General features: G+C 65.6%; 13 protein-coding genes and 1 tRNA gene. 10 read left to right on the top strand and 4 right to left on the bottom strand.

The genetic code is table 11. The annotated features are described in order from the left end of the window. Positions 1–19 precede the first annotated feature (19 nt). The 8 genes from G513_RS0105550 (at position 20) to G513_RS0105515 (ending at position 11,514) form a co-directional block, all read left to right on the top strand. Positions 20–1,765 (top strand): hypothetical protein, encoded by a 1,746-nt coding sequence (locus G513_RS0105550; RefSeq protein ID WP_022975833.1) that lies wholly within the window; start codon positions 20–22, stop codon positions 1,763–1,765. Positions 1,766–2,023: 258 nt separating this feature from the next. Continuing rightward, positions 2,024–2,116, top strand: coding sequence for a potassium-transporting ATPase subunit F (locus tag G513_RS25350; RefSeq protein ID WP_022975831.1), 93 nt, complete (start codon positions 2,024–2,026; stop codon positions 2,114–2,116). Beyond that, positions 2,113–3,852 carry a potassium-transporting ATPase subunit KdpA gene (gene kdpA, locus G513_RS0105540; protein WP_022975830.1) on the top strand — a complete coding sequence of 580 codons (1,740 nt, stop codon included), beginning with the start codon at positions 2,113–2,115 and terminating at the stop codon, positions 3,850–3,852. Before G513_RS25350 ends, kdpA begins: the two co-directional genes overlap by 4 nt. A gap of 47 nt (positions 3,853–3,899) precedes the next feature. Next, positions 3,900–5,954, top strand: coding sequence for a potassium-transporting ATPase subunit KdpB (kdpB, locus tag G513_RS0105535; protein WP_028475176.1), 2,055 nt, complete (start codon positions 3,900–3,902; stop codon positions 5,952–5,954). Between the two features lie 37 nt (positions 5,955–5,991). After that, the gene (kdpC, locus tag G513_RS0105530; protein ID WP_022975828.1) at positions 5,992–6,579 is read left to right on the top strand and encodes a potassium-transporting ATPase subunit KdpC; all 588 of its coding nucleotides are present in this window, start codon (positions 5,992–5,994) and stop codon (positions 6,577–6,579) included. Between the two features lie 137 nt (positions 6,580–6,716). Further along, complete coding sequence (locus G513_RS0105525; protein WP_028475175.1) at positions 6,717–8,057, top strand: hemolysin family protein; 1,341 nt, start codon at positions 6,717–6,719, stop codon at positions 8,055–8,057. 3 nt (positions 8,058–8,060) lie between these two features. Next, entirely contained in the window at positions 8,061–10,817 is a 2,757-nt protein-coding gene (locus G513_RS21555) for a DUF4118 domain-containing protein (protein WP_022975826.1), read from the top strand. Positions 10,818–10,827: 10 nt separating this feature from the next. Further along, positions 10,828–11,514: a response regulator gene (locus tag G513_RS0105515; RefSeq protein ID WP_022975825.1), complete on the top strand. Its 687-nt coding sequence runs from the start codon at positions 10,828–10,830 to the stop codon at positions 11,512–11,514. A gap of 28 nt (positions 11,515–11,542) precedes the next feature. On the opposite strand, the gene G513_RS0105510 is transcribed toward G513_RS0105515, so the two are convergent. Beyond that, positions 11,543–12,277 carry a DsbC family protein gene (locus G513_RS0105510; RefSeq protein ID WP_022975824.1) on the bottom strand — a complete coding sequence of 245 codons (735 nt, stop codon included), beginning with the start codon at positions 12,275–12,277 and terminating at the stop codon, positions 11,543–11,545. 254 nt (positions 12,278–12,531) lie between these two features. Between G513_RS0105510 and G513_RS0105505 the strand changes: the two genes are divergently transcribed. Both G513_RS0105505 and G513_RS0105500 read left to right on the top strand, forming a co-directional pair. Continuing rightward, positions 12,532–14,250, top strand: coding sequence for a potassium/proton antiporter (locus G513_RS0105505; RefSeq protein ID WP_022975823.1), 1,719 nt, complete (start codon positions 12,532–12,534; stop codon positions 14,248–14,250). 112 nt (positions 14,251–14,362) lie between these two features. Then, positions 14,363–14,437 (top strand) — tRNA-Val (locus tag G513_RS0105500). A 91-nt stretch (positions 14,438–14,528) separates the two neighbouring features. Here the strand turns inward: G513_RS0105500 and G513_RS0105495 are convergent. The 3 genes from G513_RS0105495 to G513_RS0105485 are packed head-to-tail and all read right to left on the bottom strand — an operon-like array spanning position 14,529 to position 16,875. Next, a complete protein-coding gene (locus G513_RS0105495) occupies positions 14,529–14,816 on the bottom strand; it encodes a hypothetical protein (protein ID WP_022975822.1) in 288 nt (95 codons plus the stop codon). Beyond that, positions 14,813–16,645, bottom strand: coding sequence for a ferrous iron transporter B (gene feoB, locus G513_RS0105490; RefSeq protein WP_022975821.1), 1,833 nt, complete (start codon positions 16,643–16,645; stop codon positions 14,813–14,815). The genes G513_RS0105495 and feoB overlap by 4 nt, the downstream gene beginning before the upstream one ends. Then, positions 16,642–16,875 carry a FeoA family protein gene (locus G513_RS0105485; RefSeq protein ID WP_028475174.1) on the bottom strand — a complete coding sequence of 78 codons (234 nt, stop codon included), beginning with the start codon at positions 16,873–16,875 and terminating at the stop codon, positions 16,642–16,644. Before G513_RS0105485 ends, feoB begins: the two co-directional genes overlap by 4 nt. Between the last annotated feature and the right edge of the window lie 44 nt (positions 16,876–16,919).

The following is a 16,919-nucleotide window of genomic DNA, read 5'->3' as shown; positions in this document are numbered from 1 at the left end:
CCACTTTCACTGCCTGCTCATGATGCTTCGCGCCCGCTTCGCCCTCGCCGCCGTCGTTCCGCTGTTGCTGCTGAGCGGCTGCGCCTCGTCGTCCCGCTTCATCGAGACCGCGACGGTGGAGCTCGGCCATGCGCCGGGCGCGCGGGTTTCCGAACTTGGCGAGGACGGCTATCTGCAGGTGCAGGTGTCGAGCAACATCGGCGTCGACGCCGAGCGCTTGAAGTTCTATGGCAGCGATGCGCCCAAGCTGATCGTGGTCACCGCCAAGCTGCAGCCGCTCGCCGGCCCCGGCCGAGACACGGTGGCGCCGGAAGTGCCGCTGCTCAGCTATGACGTCGACAAGGCCAGCAGCGAGGATCTGACCGCTCGCACCCTGGCCGGCGGCATCGTCGTCAAGGCTGGTTCGTTGACTGGTGCCGCGACCCTGACCCTGATCGTCCGCGGCGTCACCGAGAGCGGTGCGGCGACGCTCGGCCCGCTGATGGAAACGATCAAGAAGACGCCGGCCGCAATCACCGGCGTCGCCACCGTGCTCGGCGGCGTGCCGATCACCGCGTTCCAGACCTTCGTGGTGCCGATGCTGGAGAAGTCGGCGACCAGCGCCAACCGCAAGTGGGAGCGCAAGAAGGAATACACCTTCCAGGTCGCCGAGACGCTCGACGGTCTCGATGGCCGCGTGGTCGCTTTCGTGCTGCTCAACGAGGACAAGAAGCGGCCGCCGGTCGCCACTGAAGTCGATCTCTGCAGCCTGGAAATCGAGAACCCGAAGCTCTGCGTCCAGAAGGACGGCAAGAGCATGCCGTTCACCACGCCCTATCTGCTGTTCGATCTGAGAGTCAGCGATTACCGGCCGATCGATGATCTGGTTGCCCAGGGCGGACCTTGCGCCACCGATCGCGGCACCCTGGCAAAGACCGCCGATGCCATCGCCACCGGTGCGCTGACCGGCCGCCAGGCCTTCCTCGAAGACCTGCTGCTGAAGCGGCGCATCGTGCTGGCCGACATCCGCGAATCCGGTGGTTCGATCGATCGCCTGTCGCGCGCTGCCTGGCGCTATCAGCGGCTGGCGCTGCCTGGTACCGACAGCCCGCGCTACAGCTACTGGCAGCGCTACATGGTCGCCCGTTCGACGCGGCTCGATGCCTGCCTCGATGAAGCCCTGGCCAGTGCCACGCCGACCACGCGTCGCACCTGGGCCACCCTGCTCGATGGTTTCCGCGCAATCGACGCCGTAGACACCGTGGTCCATCGCTATGCCGATGACGACGATGCCCCGAGCAGCGAAGACGCCGCCCAGACCGAACTGGCGCTGCGCCGCCTGAACACCGCCGAAGCGATTCCGGCGATCGACGCCGAATCGCGCGCCTATCTGGTCGCCGGCGTCAGCAATGCCTTCGGCCTGCTGGAGCGCTGGTATCGCAGCGAAGTGCTGCGCATCACCGGCGCCGCCAGCGGCCCGGACGCCGCCAATCGTGATCTGAAGAAGCTGCTGGCGAAAACGCGCTGCACCAGTTGCGCGAGCATCGTCAATTCGGCGATCTCGTCGCTGCAGTCCGGCGCCAGCGTCAAGAGCACCGAAGCCGCGGTACGTCGCGACAGCCTGGTGGTCGATGCGGTTCGTACCGGGGCGAAGGTCGATGCAGCGCAGAGCCTGTCCGAAACCGGGGCAACGCCGGTCATCGAACAGGCCCCGCAGAAGGTCGAGACGCCGCGTGAAGTCGAGAAGACGACGGCGACGCCGGTCGAGAGCGTACCCGCTCCGTAAGACTCGCTCCCCTCTCCCGGAGAGAGGGGGCTTCACCCCGACGGACCGGCCATCCAGCCGATCTTTACGCGTTCTTTATTTTTTTCCCCCTCCCGACGTCTCGATTCCCAACGGCCACCCGGCGCCCAATGCACGGGCCGGAGCTTGCCGGCGTTGGAGCGATTTCGATGACGATGTTCCTGCTGCTGCTCGGCGTGGCCGGTTTCGCGGTATTGATTTCCTACGTGCTCTTCTGCGACCGCATCTGAGGGCACGATGATGAGCTTTGATCATTGGTTGGGCGCCTTCGCCGTCCTGATCCTGCTGGCCTATCTCGGCTATGCGCTGCTGAAGCCGGAGAAATTCCAGTGACGGCCTCGGCGACCACGGACGGCTGGCTGCTGATCGCGCTGTTCCTGCTGATCCTGACGCTGGCGACGCGGCCGCTCGGCGGCTATCTGAAGCGGGTGTTCGAAGGTGAACGCACCTGGCTGTCGATAGTCCTCGGCCCGGTTGAACGCGGCTTCTACAAGCTGGCCGGCGTTCGCAGCAACGAAGATCAGACCTGGATCCGTTACGCGACCGCGATGCTGGTGTTCAGCCTCGGCGGCTATCTGCTGCTGTTCGCGATCCAGCAGCTGCAGGGCTGGCTGCCGCTGAATCCGCAGGGCTATGGCGCGCTGACTGGCGATCTCAGCCTGAACACCGCGGTGAGCTTCGTCACCAACACCAACTGGCAGAGCTACGGCGGCGAATCAACGATGTCGCACGGCACACAGATGTTCGGCCTGGCGGTGCAGAACTTCCTGTCGGCGGCTACCGGCATCGCGCTGGCGATCGCGCTGATTCGTGGTTTTGCCCGTGAAAAGGGTAAAGGCCTGGGCAATTTCTGGGTCGATATGACCCGCGCCACGCTCTATGTGCTGCTGCCACTGTCGATCCTGCTGTCGCTGTTCCTGGTCTGGCAGGGCACGCCGCAGAACTTCATCGGCGCCACGGAAGCGACCACGCTCGAAGGCGCCAAGCAGCTGATCGCCCAGGGGCCAGTCGCGTCGCAAGTCGCGATCAAGATGCTCGGCACCAATGGCGGCGGCTTCTTCAACGCCAATGCTGCGCATCCGTTCGAGAATCCGACGGCGCTCGCCAACTTCGTTCAGATGCTGGCGATCTTCCTGATCTCCGCCGCGCTGACCAACACCTTCGGCCGCATGGTCAAGAACGAGCTGCAGGGCTGGGCGATCTACAGCGCGATGGCGGTGCTGTTCCTGGCCGGCGCTGGGGCTTCGTTCTGGGCGGAAAGCGCGGGCAACCCGGCATTCGCCTCAATGGGCATCGACCAGACCGCCAGCCTGATCCAGTCCGGCGGCAACATGGAAGGCAAGGAAGCGCGCTTCGGCATCGCCGCCTCGACCCTGTTCGCGACGGTGACCACCGATGCCTCCTGTGGCGCGGTGAATTCGATGCACGACAGCTTCACGCCACTGGGCGGTGCCGTGCCGCTGGTCAACATCATGCTCGGCGAAGTGGTGTTCGGCGGCGTCGGCAGCGGCCTGTACGGCATGCTGCTGTTTGCCATCGTCGCGCTGTTCATCGCCGGCCTGATGGTGGGCCGCACGCCGGAATACCTCGGCAAGAAAATCGAAGCGCGCGAGATCAAGCTCACTGTGCTGTCGATCCTGTGCATGCCGCTGGCGCTGCTCGGCTTCCTGGCGGTGGCCAGTGTCTCGCCGGTCGCTTTGCAGGGTCTGGCCAATGCCGGCCCGCATGGCTTCAGCGAAATGCTCTATGCCTACACCTCGGCGGTCGGCAACAACGGCAGCGCCTTTGCGGGCCTCACCGCTAACACGCCGTTCTGGAACCTGACTCTGGCTGCCGCGATGATGATCGGCCGCTTCGCGGTGATCGTGCCGATGCTGGCCGTCGCCGGCTCGCTGGTCGCCAAGAGCAAGTCACCGCCGACCTCGGGCAGCTTCCCGACCGATGGGCCGCTGTTCATCGGCCTGCTGGTGGCGATCGTGGTGATCGTCGGCGGCCTGACCTACTTCCCGGCGCTGGCGCTGGGGCCGGTGGTCGAGCACCTGGCGATGCTCGCCGGTTCCACGTTCTGAATCTGCCGGGTTCCGGCTGATCCCGGAATCCGGATTCGAGAGAATCCATGAAAACTTCTGCTACCACGATGCTGGACAGCGCACTGCTGGGCCCTGCGCTGCGCGATGCCTTCATCAAGCTGCACCCGAAGAGTCTGGCCAAGAATCCGGTGATCTTCATCACCGGTCTGGTCTCGCTGCTGGCCAGCATCCTGTTTGTCCGTGATGCCGCAATAGGCAATTCGTCGGGCGCGCCGCTGCTGTTCTCGGCCCAGGTGATCGTCTGGCTGTGGTTCACCGTGCTGTTCGCGAATTTCGCCGAAGCGCTGGCCGAAGGCCGCGGCAAGGCGCAGGCCGCGAGCCTGCGGCTGACCCGCACCCAGACCGTTGCGCGCAAGCTCAACGCCAATCGCACCGATGAGATCAAGGTGCCGGCCACGGTGCTCAAGGCCGGTGACTGCGTGGTCGCCGAAACCGGCGATCTGGTGCCGGCCGATGGTGAAGTGATCGAAGGCATCGCGACGATCGACGAATCGGCGATCACCGGCGAATCGGCGCCCGTGATCCGCGAAGCCGGCGGCGATCGCTCGGCGGTGACCGGCGGCACGCGGGTGCTGTCGGATCGCATCATCGTGCGGATCACCGCGGCACCCGGCTCGGGCTTTCTCGACCGGATGATCGCCTTGGTCGAAGGTGCCTCGCGCCAGAAGACGCCGAACGAGCTGGCGCTGAACATCCTGCTCGCCGGCTTGAGCCTGATCTTCGTGCTCGCGGTGGCCTCGATTCCAAGCTTCGCCAAATACGCTGGCGGCGATGTGCCGGTGATCGTGCTGGTCGCGCTGTTCGTGACCCTGATCCCGACCACCATCGGCGCGCTGTTGTCGGCGATCGGCATTGCCGGCATGAATCGCCTGGTGCGTTTCAACGTACTGGCGCTGTCCGGCCGTGCAGTGGAAGCCGCAGGCGATGTCGACACCCTGCTGCTCGACAAGACCGGCACCATCACGCTGGGCAATCGTCAGGCTGCCGAGTTCGTGCCGGTGCCTGGCGTCACCGATCGCGAACTGGCCGAAGCGGCGCAGCTCGCCAGCCTCTCCGATGAAACGCCGGAGGGCCGCAGCGTGGTCGTGCTGGCCAAGGAGAAGTACGGCCTGCGCGGCCGCGACCTCGCCGGCTCGGGTGCCCGATTCATTCCGTTCACCGCGCAGACGCGGATGTCCGGCATCGACATCGACGGTGCAGTGATTCGCAAGGGTGCGGTCGATTCGGTGATCGACTACGTCAGCCGCCTCGGCGGCAGCCGCGCAGTGCCGGCGGAGCTGAAAGCGATTGCCGAGCGCATCTCGAAACTCGGCGGCACGCCGCTGGCGGTGGTTCGCGACGAGCGCGTGCTCGGCGTGATCCACCTGAAGGACATCGTCAAGGGCGGCATCAAGGAGCGCTTCGCCGAACTGCGCCGCATGGGCATTCGCACGGTGATGATCACCGGCGACAACCCGCTGACTGCCGCAGCGATCGCCGCCGAAGCCGGCGTCGATGACTTCCTCGCGCAAGCGACCCCGGAAGACAAGCTGGCACTGATCCGCAAGGAGCAGGCCGGCGGCCGTCTGGTGGCGATGTGCGGCGACGGCACCAATGACGCGCCGGCGCTGGCCCAGGCCGATGTCGGTGTCGCGATGCAGACCGGCACCGTGGCGGCCCGCGAGGCCGGCAACATGGTCGATCTCGATTCCGATCCGACCAAGCTGATCGAGATCGTCGGCATCGGCAAACAACTACTCATGACCCGCGGCGCGCTGACCACGTTCTCGATCGCCAACGACGTGGCCAAGTATTTCGCCATCGTGCCGGCGCTGTTCGCCTCGTTCTATCCGCAGCTCGATGCGCTGAACGTGATGGGCCTGCACAGCCCGCAGAGCGCGATCCTCTCGGCGATCATCTTCAACGCGCTGATCATCATCGTGCTGATTCCGCTGGCGCTGCGCGGCGTGCGCTATCGCCCGGTCGGCGCCGGCCAGTTGCTGGCCCGCAATCTCGCGATCTACGGCGGTGGCGGCCTGATCGCGCCGTTTATCGGCATCAAGCTGATCGATCTCGCCATCACTGCGCTCGGCCTGGCCTGAGCCCGGCTGAACAGCCACAACGAACTGGAGCAACCCCATGCTGCAACAACTACGTCCCGCCATCGTCCTGCTGGCGCTGTTCACCGCGCTGACCGGCATCGCCTACCCGCTGGCGATCACCGGCCTTGCCCAGGCACTGTTCCCGTATCAGGCCAACGGCAGTCTGATCGAGCGTGATGGCAAGGTCATCGGCTCCGAGCTGATCGGCCAGACCTTCGCTGGCGAACAGTACTTCCACGGCCGGCCATCGGCGACCTCGCCGGATCCGTACAACGCGTCGTCTTCTAGCGGCTCGAATCTGGGCCCGACTTCGAAAGCGCTGCTCGATCGGGTCAAGGCCGATGCCGACAAGCTCGCCGCCGAGAATCCGAAAGCCGCGGTGCCGGTCGATCTGGTCACCACCTCCGGCAGCGGGCTCGATCCGCAGATTTCACTGGCCGCAGCCGAATTCCAGCTGCCGCGCATCGCCAAGGCTCGCAAGCTCGATGCGCAGAAGCTGCGTGAGCTGGTGGCTGCCAAGGCCGAGCACGATGCGCTCGGCCTGATCGGCGAGCCGGTGGTCAACGTGCTGGTGCTGAACCTGGCGCTCGACCAGCTGGCGCCGATCACCGCTGCCATACCCTGAACCGGCTACCGAGCTTTCGGTGGCGAACCAGCGACGGCATCGAAGTTACATCGAGCCCATGAAGGTCATGACGGACCTTTTCCCAGCGGACGATATACTGCCCCCGGCCTCCATCCTGGGGCATGCCGCACGGTCTCATGTCTTCTTTCGACAACGCGTTGCTGGTCGCACTGGCATTCGCGCTCGTGGTGCTGAACGGCTTCTTCGTCGCCGCGGAGTTTTCGCTAGTCAAGCTGCGCACCACGCGGGCGCAGGAACTCAGCACGCAGAACGGCTGGCGGGGCCGCATTCTCGGCAAGGTGCATGGTCGGCTCGATACCTATCTGTCGGCCTGCCAGCTCGGCATCACCCTGTCTTCACTCGGCCTCGGCTGGGTCGGCGAACCGGCGTTTGCCAGCCTGCTGGAACCGCTGCTGACCATGGCCGGTATCGACAACGAACGCACCATGCACACGATTGCGTTCATCGTCGCGTTCACGGTGATCTCGTTTCTGCATATCGTCATCGGCGAGCTGGCGCCGAAGTCGATGGCGATCCGTCAGCCGGAAGGCGTGTCGCTGTGGACGGCGACGCCGCTGTACGCGTTCTACTGGCTGATGTATCCGGCGATCGAACTGCTGAACCGCAGCGCCAACATCGCGCTGAAGGCGGCCGGCCTCGAAGGCACCGGCGGCCACGATGCCAACAACAGCTACACGCATGACGAGTTGAAGATGATCCTGCATCTCAGCCATGCCGCCGGCGACAAGCCGGAGTCGAACCTCAACATCATGCTGGCGCACACGCTGGAGCTGCAGGATCTGGTCGCCAGCGATCTGATGCGCACGCGCCGCGAGATGATCGGCCTGGATCACGACAGCAGCCACGCCGAAGTGCGGCGGATCGTCCAGAAGTACGGCTACAGCCGCTATCCGCTGCTCGATGAGGACGAGGCCATCGTCGGCGTCGTCCACGTCAAGGATCTGCTGCTCGAACCACCGGGCGACGATTACCCGCAGCGCCTGCGCCGCCTGGCCCGCGACATCCATCGTTTCCGCGAAGACACGCCGGCACTTGAAGTGCTGCGCCGCTTCCGCCAGGGTGCGCCACATCTGGCGCTGGTCGACGATTTCGAAGGCACCATGGATGGCTTCGTGACTCTGGAAGACGTACTCGAAGCGATGCTCGGCGAGATCGTCGACGAGTACGAGCCGCGCCGCGCCGGCCAGGTCGATCGGCGCATCGTCCATCTCGCCGATGGCAGCCTGCTGCTCCGTGGCGATACGCCGGTCTACCGGCTGGAGCGCGTGCTCGGCGCCGAGATCGATGGCAGCGAGGATGTCGATACCGTGGCCGGCCTGGTGATGCAGAAGCTCGATCGCATCGCGGTGCGTGGTGATCAGATCGTCATCGGCGCACACGAGATCACCGTGCAGAGAGTCACCGGCCCGCGCATCGAGCGGATTAAGGTCATGCGGCGCGTGCGCAGCGAAAGCTGAACCATGAGCGCCGACGAGCGGCAACGTCCGTCACCGGAAGCGCTGCTGGAAGCAGCGAAGGCCGCCACGCGCGGCCAGTTGCGGATCTTTCTCGGCGCCGCACCGGGCGTCGGCAAGACCTGCGCGATGCTGAAAGCGGCGCACCGCAAGCGCAGCGAAGGCGTCGATGTGGTGATCGGCATCGTCGAGACCCATGGTCGGCGTGACACCTTGGCGCTGACCGAGGGCCTGGAAATGCAGCCGCGCCGCGACATCCCCTACCGCGGCCGGATGCTGCAGGAGATGGATCTCGACGGCCTGCTGCGCCGGCGCGCGCAGCTGGTGCTGGTCGACGAGCTGGCGCACAGCAACGCCGAAGGCTCGCGCCACCCGAAGCGCTATCAGGATGTTGCCGAACTGCTGGCTGCCGGCATCGATGTCTGGTCGACCCTGAACATCCAGCACATCGAAAGTCTCAACGATGTGGTGACCCGGATCACGCGCGTGCGAGTGCGCGAGACGGTGCCCGATCAGGTCTTCGATACGGCCGATGAAGTCGAGATCGTCGATCTGACGCCGCAGGAGCTGATCGAGCGCCTGAACGACGGCAAGGTCTACGCCGAAGCGCAGGCGCAGGCGGCGCTGAAGAACTGGTTCAAGCCCGGCAATCTCACCGCACTGCGCGAACTGGCGCTGCGTCGTACGGCCGAACGGGTCGATGACCAGATGCGCGCCTACATGCGCAGCCATGCGATCCGCGGGCCGTGGGTGGCAGGCGAGCGGCTGATGGTCTGCGTCAACGAATCGCCGGCCGCCGCCGAAGTGGTGCGGCGGACCAAGCGCATCGCCGATCGTCTGGACGCGCCCTGGTTCGCGCTGCATGTCGAAACCACGCGCACCCGTTCGCTCGGCGAAAAGGCGCAGATGCGGATCGCCGATACCTTGCGGCTGGCCGAATCGCTGGGGGCGGAAACGCTGAGCCTGCCCGGCTCGCGGCATATCGCGGCCGATTTGCTGGGCTGGGCGCGCAACAACAACATCACTCAGATCGTCGTCGGCAAGACCACTCGGCCCTGGTGGTTTTCCTGGCGGCATGGCTCGGTGGTCACCGAGCTGCTGAGCGATGCCGGCGGCATCGACCTGCACATCCTGGCCGAGGATCCCACAGCCGTCCCCGGTGGCGACGATGGTGACGGCACACCGGTGGCTCGACCACGGCGCCCGGCCAGTCGCGAGATTTCCGCCTATGTCACCACTGGCGTCATGGTCGCCATGGCGACCCTGGTGGGCCGCGTGCTCGATGCGCTGGTATCGGTGCCGAACATCTCGCTGGTCTATCTCGCGGCTGTGCTGTGGAGCGCCACGCGCTACGGCCTGGGTGCGTCGATCTTTGCGTCGGTCTCCAGCACCCTGGCCTACAACTTCTTCTTCACCGAGCCGCATTACACCTTCAACGTCGCCGATCCGAGCCAGGTGCTGGCGCTGATCTTCTTCTGCGCCGCAGCGGTGCTGACCAGCACCCTGACGGCCCGCGAACGGCTGCACGCGGAAACCGCCCACGATCAGGCGCTGACCACGACCGAGCTGCTCGCTTTCAGCCGCAAGCTGGCCGGTATCCGCAAGCTCGACACGCTGATGGCAGTCACCGCCGCGCAGATCGCCAACATGCTGGAAGTCGATGCCCTGCTGCTGCTACCCGATGCCAGCGGCCGGCTGACGACGATGGCCAGCTCGCCGGCCGAAACCGTGCTCGGCGAAGCCGATCTGGCTGCTGCGAGCTGGTGCTGGGATCGCAACCAGCCGACCGGCCGCGGCACCGACACCCTGCCCGGCGGCCGCTGCCTGTTCCTGCCGCTGCGTACCGGCCAGGGCACCCGCGGCGTGGTCGGCATCAGCCGCGCGCAGCCGGATTTCCGTCTGACGCCGGATGATCGCCGCCTGCTCGACGCGCTGGTCGATCTGGCGGCGATCGCCACCGAGCGGATCCGGCTTGCCAAGGATGTCGATCAGGCGCGAATGCTCGCCGAGACCGAGAAGCTGCGCGCCTCGCTGCTGACCTCGGTATCCCACGATCTGCGCACGCCGCTGGCCTCGATCATCGGCACCCTGGCGAGCCTGCGGTCATTCGGTACCCGCTATGACGAGGCGACCCGCGATGAGCTGCTGGGCAGCGCCCAGGACGAAGCCGAGCGACTGAACCGCTACGTCGCCAATCTGCTCGACATGACCCGCATCGATGCCGGTGCGCTGGAAGCACGGCGCGAGCCCTGCGATCTCGCCGATCTGATCGCCGCCGCGGTGCGCCGCTGCCAGCCGGCACTGACCGGACACAAGCTGAAGCTGAGCATTCCGCCCGGCCTGCCGATGCTGCTGCTCGATGAAGCGCTGATGGATCAGGTGCTGGTCAACCTGCTCGACAACGCTGCGAAGTACACGCCGGCCGGCAGCACCATCGAAGTTGCTGTCGCCCGCCATCGCTTCAGCATCGTCATCGCCGTCCGCGACGACGGCCCAGGCCTGCCACCGGCCGATCTCGATCGCATCTTCGACAAGTTCTACCGGGTGCGCGAAGACGCCGACCGCGCGCGCGCCGGCACCGGCCTGGGCCTGGCCATCTGTCGCGGCTTCGTGCTGGCGATGGGGGGCCGCATCCACGCCCGCAATCGCAACGAGGTCAGCGGCGCGCACGGTGCGGAATTCCTGATCGAGTTCTCGCCGGAACTGATCGCCGAAGCACCGGCGGTGTTGCCCGATGCGGTGCCCTCGCCGGCGTCGCCATGAGTCTGCATTCATGAGCCTCGAACAAGGTCGCGTGCTAATCGTCGACGACGAGCTGCCGATCCGGCGGCTGCTGCGCAACACCTTGCAGGTCAACGATTACAAGGTGCTCGAAGCCGGCAGCGTCGCCGAAGCGCTGGCCGTGGCCGCCAGCGAGCGGCCGGACCTGATCCTGCTCGATCTGGGCCTGCCGGATGGCGATGGCCTGAAGGTCATCGAGGTGCTACGCGCTGATTCCGCGGTGCCGATCATCGTGCTGTCCAGCCGTACCGACGACGACGGCAAGGTGCGCGCGCTCGACGCCGGTGCCGATGACTACGTGACCAAACCCTTCAGCGTCGACGAACTGCTGGCCCGCATTCGTGCAGCGCTGCGCCACCGCATGCAGAGCCAGGGCACGCCGCCGCTGTTCGTGCGCGATGGCCTGAGTGTCGATCTGGTGCGCCGGGTGGTGCTGCGTGATGGCGCAGAGGTGCGGTTGTCACCGAAGGAGTACGGGATTCTCCAGCAACTGGTGATCCACGCCGGCAAGGTGCTGACCCATCGCCACCTGCTGCGCGAGGTCTGGCAGCAAGACGATGCCGGCGATGTCGCCTACCTGCGCGTCTACATCCGCCAGCTGCGCGCCAAGCTCGAGGCGAATCCCGAGCAGCCGAGCCTGATCGTCACCGAGCCGGGTGTCGGCTACCGGATGAAGTGAAGCCGCTGCGAACGGCTTGCGGCTCGGATCAGCCCTTCGGCTTGGCGCTCGCTTCCGCCAGCTTCTGCGCCAGCGCCGTCGCCGGGATGTACCCGGGGAACACTTCGCCGTTCGGGAACACCATCATCGGCGTGCCGCGGATGCCGAGATCCTGGGCCAGCTGATATTCCTCGGCGATCGGGTTGTCGCAGAGCTTGCCCTTGACCTTGATCGTCGCGCCGGTCTTGGCTTCGGTCAGTGCCTTCTGCCGGTCGGCCGAGCACCACACCGCCTCGGCGGTACGCCAGGAATCGGTATCCGGGCCCGAGCGCGGGAAGAACGCATAGCGGATCGCGATGCCCTGGGCGTTGTACTGGGCGATCTCCGAATGCAGCTTGCGGCAGTAGCCGCAGTCGACATCGGTGAATACGGTGATCGTGTACTTGGCGATCTGCGGCGGTGCCGGTGCGAACTCGATCAGCTTGTTCTGGGCCAGCTTGCCGATCACTTCGAGACGATCGCTGCGGCGATGCACCTCGGTCAGCTCTTCGCCGGTCTTCAGATCGACGAGATCACCGCGGAGCAGATAGCGGGCATCGGCCGTGACATAGGCGAACTCGCGCTCGTGCTGGATCTCGTAGACGCCGGCGATCGGCGATGGCCGGATGTTCTCCACCTTGAGGCCGAGTTGCTTGGCGATCTTCTCAGCGGCAGCGTCCCCCGCCTGCGCCGGTGCCACAACGGCAATGAACAGCAGAGCAGCGGCAACGAGGGTCGATTTCATGGGTCAGCAGCAGGCGTCGAAGAGGTCGCGAGTATGACAAAAAGGTCTGGCCGCAGTTCCCACGCCTGCGCAACAGCACTGGCCACAGGACGAGCCACGCGCCTGATTGCTGCATACAGCCGCGTGGCGCAAGGCTGATTTCTTCAATTGCTGCGCTCTGTGCACGATCGCCCGGTTTGCTGCCGCGCGATCCGCTAGCATCTCGATGAAGGCGGCCGTCCGGCCCTGCCCGTCACCAGCACCCGCCGTCCCCGATGGAAGTCGCAAGCCACAGCATTCTCGTCGCAGGAACGCTGTTCCTGATCAGCATCCTGGCGACGGCGATCACGCCGCGGCTGGGCGTGCCGCTGTTGCTGGTGTTTCTGATCGTCGGCCTGCTGGCGGGTGAAGACGGCCCCGGCGGCATCAAGTTCGCGGACTACTCGGCGGCCAATCTCGCTGGAACCGCTGCGCTGGCGCTGATCCTGTTCGACGGTGGTCTGCGGACGCCGCTCTCCAATTTCCGCGTCGGCCTGAGGCCGGCGCTGATGCTGGCCACGGTCGGCGTGCTGATTACCACGGCGATCATCGGCGCGGTCGCCGCCTGGTTGTTCCATCTGCCGATCGCCGAAGGTTTGCTGATCGGCGCGATCGTCGGCTCAACCGACGCCGCCGCGGTGTTTTCGCTGCTCTCAACCCGCTCGGTGCGCCTGAACAATCGCATCAGCTCGGCGCTGGAGATCGAGTCCGGCACCAATGATCCGATGGCGGTGATGCTGACCATCGGTCTGGTCCATTACGTGCTGGCGCCCGAGACCTACGGCGTCATGGAAGTCGCCGAATTGCTGGTCACCCAGATCGCGCTCGGCATCGGTCTCGGCTACGCCGGTGGCTATCTGCTGATCCGCACCATCAACGAAGTCGAACTCGGTGATTCGCTGTATCCGCTGCTGACCATGTTCGGCGGTCTGCTGATCTATGGCGTCACTGCCTCGCTCGGCGGCAGCGGCTTCCTCGCCGTCTACCTGGCCGGCCTGATGTTCGGCAACCAGCCGGTGCGCGCCTTCGCCAGCATCAAGCGCTTTCAGGATGGCATCGCCTGGCTGGCGCAGATCGGCATGTTCCTGGTGCTGGGCCTGCTTGCCACTCCGAGCCGGATGGTCGACGAAGCGATTCCTGCCTTGATCACCGCCGCCGTACTGATCTTCATTGCCCGGCCGGTGGCGGTGGCGGTGTCGCTGCTGCCGTTCCACTTCCCTTGGCGTGAACAGGTCTATCTAGGCTGGGTCGGCCTGCGCGGTTCGGTGCCGATGGTGCTGGCAACCTTTCCGCTGCTGGCCGGACTCGAGAACGCGACTTTGTTCTTCGATGTCGCTTTCTTCATCGTGCTGGTCTCGCTGATCGTCCAGGGCTGGACCGTCGCCCCCGCCGCGCGCCTGCTCGGCCTTCAGATGCCGCCGGTGACCACGCGCGTGCGCCGTGCCGACATCGACCTGCCCGGCACCCGCGGCTACGAGATGGTCAGCTATCGGCTGGCGCGGACCAGTGCGCTGGTCGGCAAGAAGCCGAAGCAGCTGCCGATCGAGGACCATTCACGGATCGTCAGCCTGACCCGCGCCGGCAAGCTGGTGCCGTATCGCGACTGGGGCACGCTGAAAGGCGGCGACTACCTGTCGCTGATCGTCTCGAAGACCGAACTGCCGGAACTCGACCAGCTGTTCCAGTCGACCAGCGGCCAGCAGGCCGTAGAGCAGCAGCGCTACTTCGGCGAGTTCGTGATCAGCCCCGAGGCGCGGGTTGCCGATCTGGTCAACGCCTATGGCGTCGAGGTGCCGGAATCGACGACCGAATGGACCCTGTCGGCGTTCATCACCAGCGTGCTGCACAAGCCGGTGGTCGGCGACCGTCTGCGGCTCGGCGACATGGAACTGGTGGTCCGCAAGATGGATGGCATCAAGATCGTCGAACTGGGTCTGCGCTTGCCGCACGGTTGAAGCGCAGTAGCCAGTCGCTTTCGCACCAGCGGTGGACCACGGCCGGGCTCGATCAAAAGCCTGATCAAAAACGATTGCAGCGACCGATGCGCATCCCTACAATGCGCGCCTCGGACAGTTAGCTCAGTGGTAGAGCATCGCCTTCACACGGCGGGGGTCACAGGTTCAAGCCCTGTACTGTCCACCAAATAAATGCGCCCCGATCTGGTCATGCCGGATCGGGGCGTTTTCGTTGCGGACGCAGAGGAATGCGCAGAACGGCGGCAGAACTGATCCGCTCAGCGCTTCCGTGGCTGGAAGTGCAGCGGCGCTTCATCGGCCGCCGGCGATGGGGTTTTCGTGCCGCAGTTGTTGCAGGTGCCGCAACCGCTGTCGCAGCCAGCCGCAGCGCTCGAAGATTCTGCGACCTCGAGACCCAGCACTCGGCGCAGCCCGTTGACCAGCCGCCGATGCACCGAAGGCAGCAATTGGCGCAGGCCGCGCCAGGCGAACACGGCGACGATCACCGCGACCACCGCGGTTTCGACGATGCCGCCGAATCCAGTCGTGGTAGCGGCGGCGCTCATGTCAGTGCGCTCGCGATGCGGAAGGTGATCCAGGACGCGCCGTAGGCCAGTGCGAACAAATAGCCGGTGGCCAGCGCAACGATCTTCCAGGATTGGGTTTCGCGGCGGATCACGGCCAGGGTCGATACGCACTGCGGCGCAAACACATACCAGACGATCAGGCTGAGGGCGGTGGCCAGCGACCATTGCGCGGCGATCAGCGGCAGCAGTTGTCCGGCAGCTTCGTCGCCGGTGGCCGAGACCGCGTAGACCGTCGCCAGCGAGCTGACCGCGACCTCCCGCGCCGCAAGACCTGGAATCAGCGCGATGCAGATCTGCCAGTTGAAGCCGATCGGCGCGAACAGCGCTTCCATCGCCTTGCCGATGCGGCCGGCATAGCTGTAGTCGATCGCGGCACCCACAAAGCCATCAGGGGCGACCGGATAGGTCGACAGGAACCAGAGCAGTACGGTCAGCGTGAGGATGATGCCGCCGACTCGCTTCAGAAAAATGCTGGCGCGCTCCCAGAGGCCGATCAGCACATCAGTGACGTGCGGCAGACGATACGAAGGCAGTTCCAGCAGCAGCGAATGTTCGGCCTTGTCACGGCGGACCAGCTTCATGACGTAGGCGACGGCCAACGCCGAGACAATGCCAGCGACATACAGCGCGAACAGCACCAGGCCCTGAAGATTGAAGACACCGCCCACCGTGCGTTCCGGGATGAAGGCGCCGATCAGCAGCGCATAGACCGGCAGACGCGCCGAGCAGGTCATCAGCGGTGCGACCAGGATCGTCGCCAGACGATCGCGCGGGTCCTGAATCGTCCGCGCCGCCATGATCCCCGGCACCGCGCAGGCAAAGCTCGAAAGCAGTGGAATGAACGAGCGGCCGGTGAGTCCGGCACCGATCATCAGGCGATCGAGCAGGAATGCGGCGCGCGGCAGATAGCCGGATTCCTCCAGCACCAGGATGAACAGGAACAGCAGCAGGATCTGTGGCAGGAAGACGACGACGCTGCCTGCGCCGAGCAGCATGCCGTCGACCAGCAGGCTGCGCAGCGTGTTGTCCGGCATTGCACTCCGCAGCGCAGCGGCAGCGTAGGTGATGCCGGCATCGATGCCGTCCTGCAGCGGCGCAGCCCAGGAGAACACTGCCTGGAAAATGAGGAACATCACGATCGAAAGCATCAACAGACCACCGACCGGATGCAGCGCCCAGCGGTCGAGTCGGTCATCGAGTGCCGCCGTGCGGCGCGGCATGGTCACGGCGGAAGCGATCAAGTGGCGTACTTCGGCGTGCAGATCAGCCGGCGTGACAGCCGATGACAGCGGAGGCAGCGCGCCATCGATCTTGTCGAGCAACTTGCCGACGCCATCCGCTCGTACGGCGATGGTTTCGACCACCGGCACACCAAGCATCGCTTCGAGCTTGGCGCGATCGATGATGATGCCGCGCCGGGCGGCGGCGTCGCACATGTTCAGCGCCAGGATCATCGGCAGGCCGAGCGCACGCACTTCGAGCACGAAGCGCAGATGCAGGCGGAGATTGGTGGCATCGGCCACACAGACCAGAAGATCGGGTTTGGTCTCGCCCGCCATCAGACCAAGGCAGACGTCGCGAGTGATCGCTTCGTCCGGGCTGGTGGCGCCGAGACTGTAGGCCCCGGGCAGATCGAGCAGACGAACGTGTCGACCGGACGGCGTGCGCAGTTCGCCCGCCTTGCGCTCGACCGTCACGCCCGCGTAATTGGCCACTTTCTGGCGGCTGCCGGTCAGGCGGTTGAACAAGGCGGTCTTGCCGCAGTTCGGATTGCCGACCAAGGCAACCTGCAGGCTGGCGGCGCTCATGCGGCAACTCGAATCATGACTCGGGCGGCCTCGGCCCGACGCAACGCGAAGCGCGTGTAGCCGATCTGGACAACCAGCGGATCGCCGCCGATGGGCCCACGGGCCACCACCCGAACCGGCTCGCCGGCGACGAAGCCGAGATCGCGCAAGCGGGCAGCGATCGGATCGGCGGCCTGCACGTCCTCGACGCGGTCGACGATCGCTTCCACACGCAGCTTCAGGTCTTTCAGACTTTGGTCCACTGCCGGCTTGAATGAGAATGGTTCGCAAGCAT

Source organism: Nevskia ramosa DSM 11499 (assembly GCF_000420645.1).
Classification (GTDB): domain Bacteria; phylum Pseudomonadota; class Gammaproteobacteria; order Nevskiales; family Nevskiaceae; genus Nevskia; species Nevskia ramosa.
This window is presented reverse-complemented; position numbering and strand designations above follow the sequence as displayed.

What these genes read in the sequence shown, in the direction of transcription:
- G513_RS0105550 (WP_022975833.1), top strand. Translation starts at nt 20, where the DNA reads ATGATGCTTCGCGCCCGCTTCGCCCTCGCCGCCGTCGTTCCGCTGTTG.
- G513_RS25350 (WP_022975831.1), top strand. Translation starts at nt 2,024, where the DNA reads ATGAGCTTTGATCATTGGTTGGGCGCCTTCGCCGTCCTGATCCTGCTG.
- kdpB (WP_028475176.1), top strand. Translation starts at nt 3,900, where the DNA reads ATGAAAACTTCTGCTACCACGATGCTGGACAGCGCACTGCTGGGCCCT.
- kdpC (WP_022975828.1), top strand. Translation starts at nt 5,992, where the DNA reads ATGCTGCAACAACTACGTCCCGCCATCGTCCTGCTGGCGCTGTTCACC.
- G513_RS0105525 (WP_028475175.1), top strand. Translation starts at nt 6,717, where the DNA reads ATGTCTTCTTTCGACAACGCGTTGCTGGTCGCACTGGCATTCGCGCTC.
- G513_RS21555 (WP_022975826.1), top strand. Translation starts at nt 8,061, where the DNA reads ATGAGCGCCGACGAGCGGCAACGTCCGTCACCGGAAGCGCTGCTGGAA.
- G513_RS0105515 (WP_022975825.1), top strand. Translation starts at nt 10,828, where the DNA reads ATGAGCCTCGAACAAGGTCGCGTGCTAATCGTCGACGACGAGCTGCCG.
- G513_RS0105510 (WP_022975824.1), bottom strand. Translation starts at nt 12,277, where the DNA reads ATGAAATCGACCCTCGTTGCCGCTGCTCTGCTGTTCATTGCCGTTGTG.
- G513_RS0105505 (WP_022975823.1), top strand. Translation starts at nt 12,532, where the DNA reads ATGGAAGTCGCAAGCCACAGCATTCTCGTCGCAGGAACGCTGTTCCTG.
- G513_RS0105495 (WP_022975822.1), bottom strand. Translation starts at nt 14,816, where the DNA reads ATGAGCGCCGCCGCTACCACGACTGGATTCGGCGGCATCGTCGAAACC.
- feoB (WP_022975821.1), bottom strand. Translation starts at nt 16,645, where the DNA reads ATGAGCGCCGCCAGCCTGCAGGTTGCCTTGGTCGGCAATCCGAACTGC.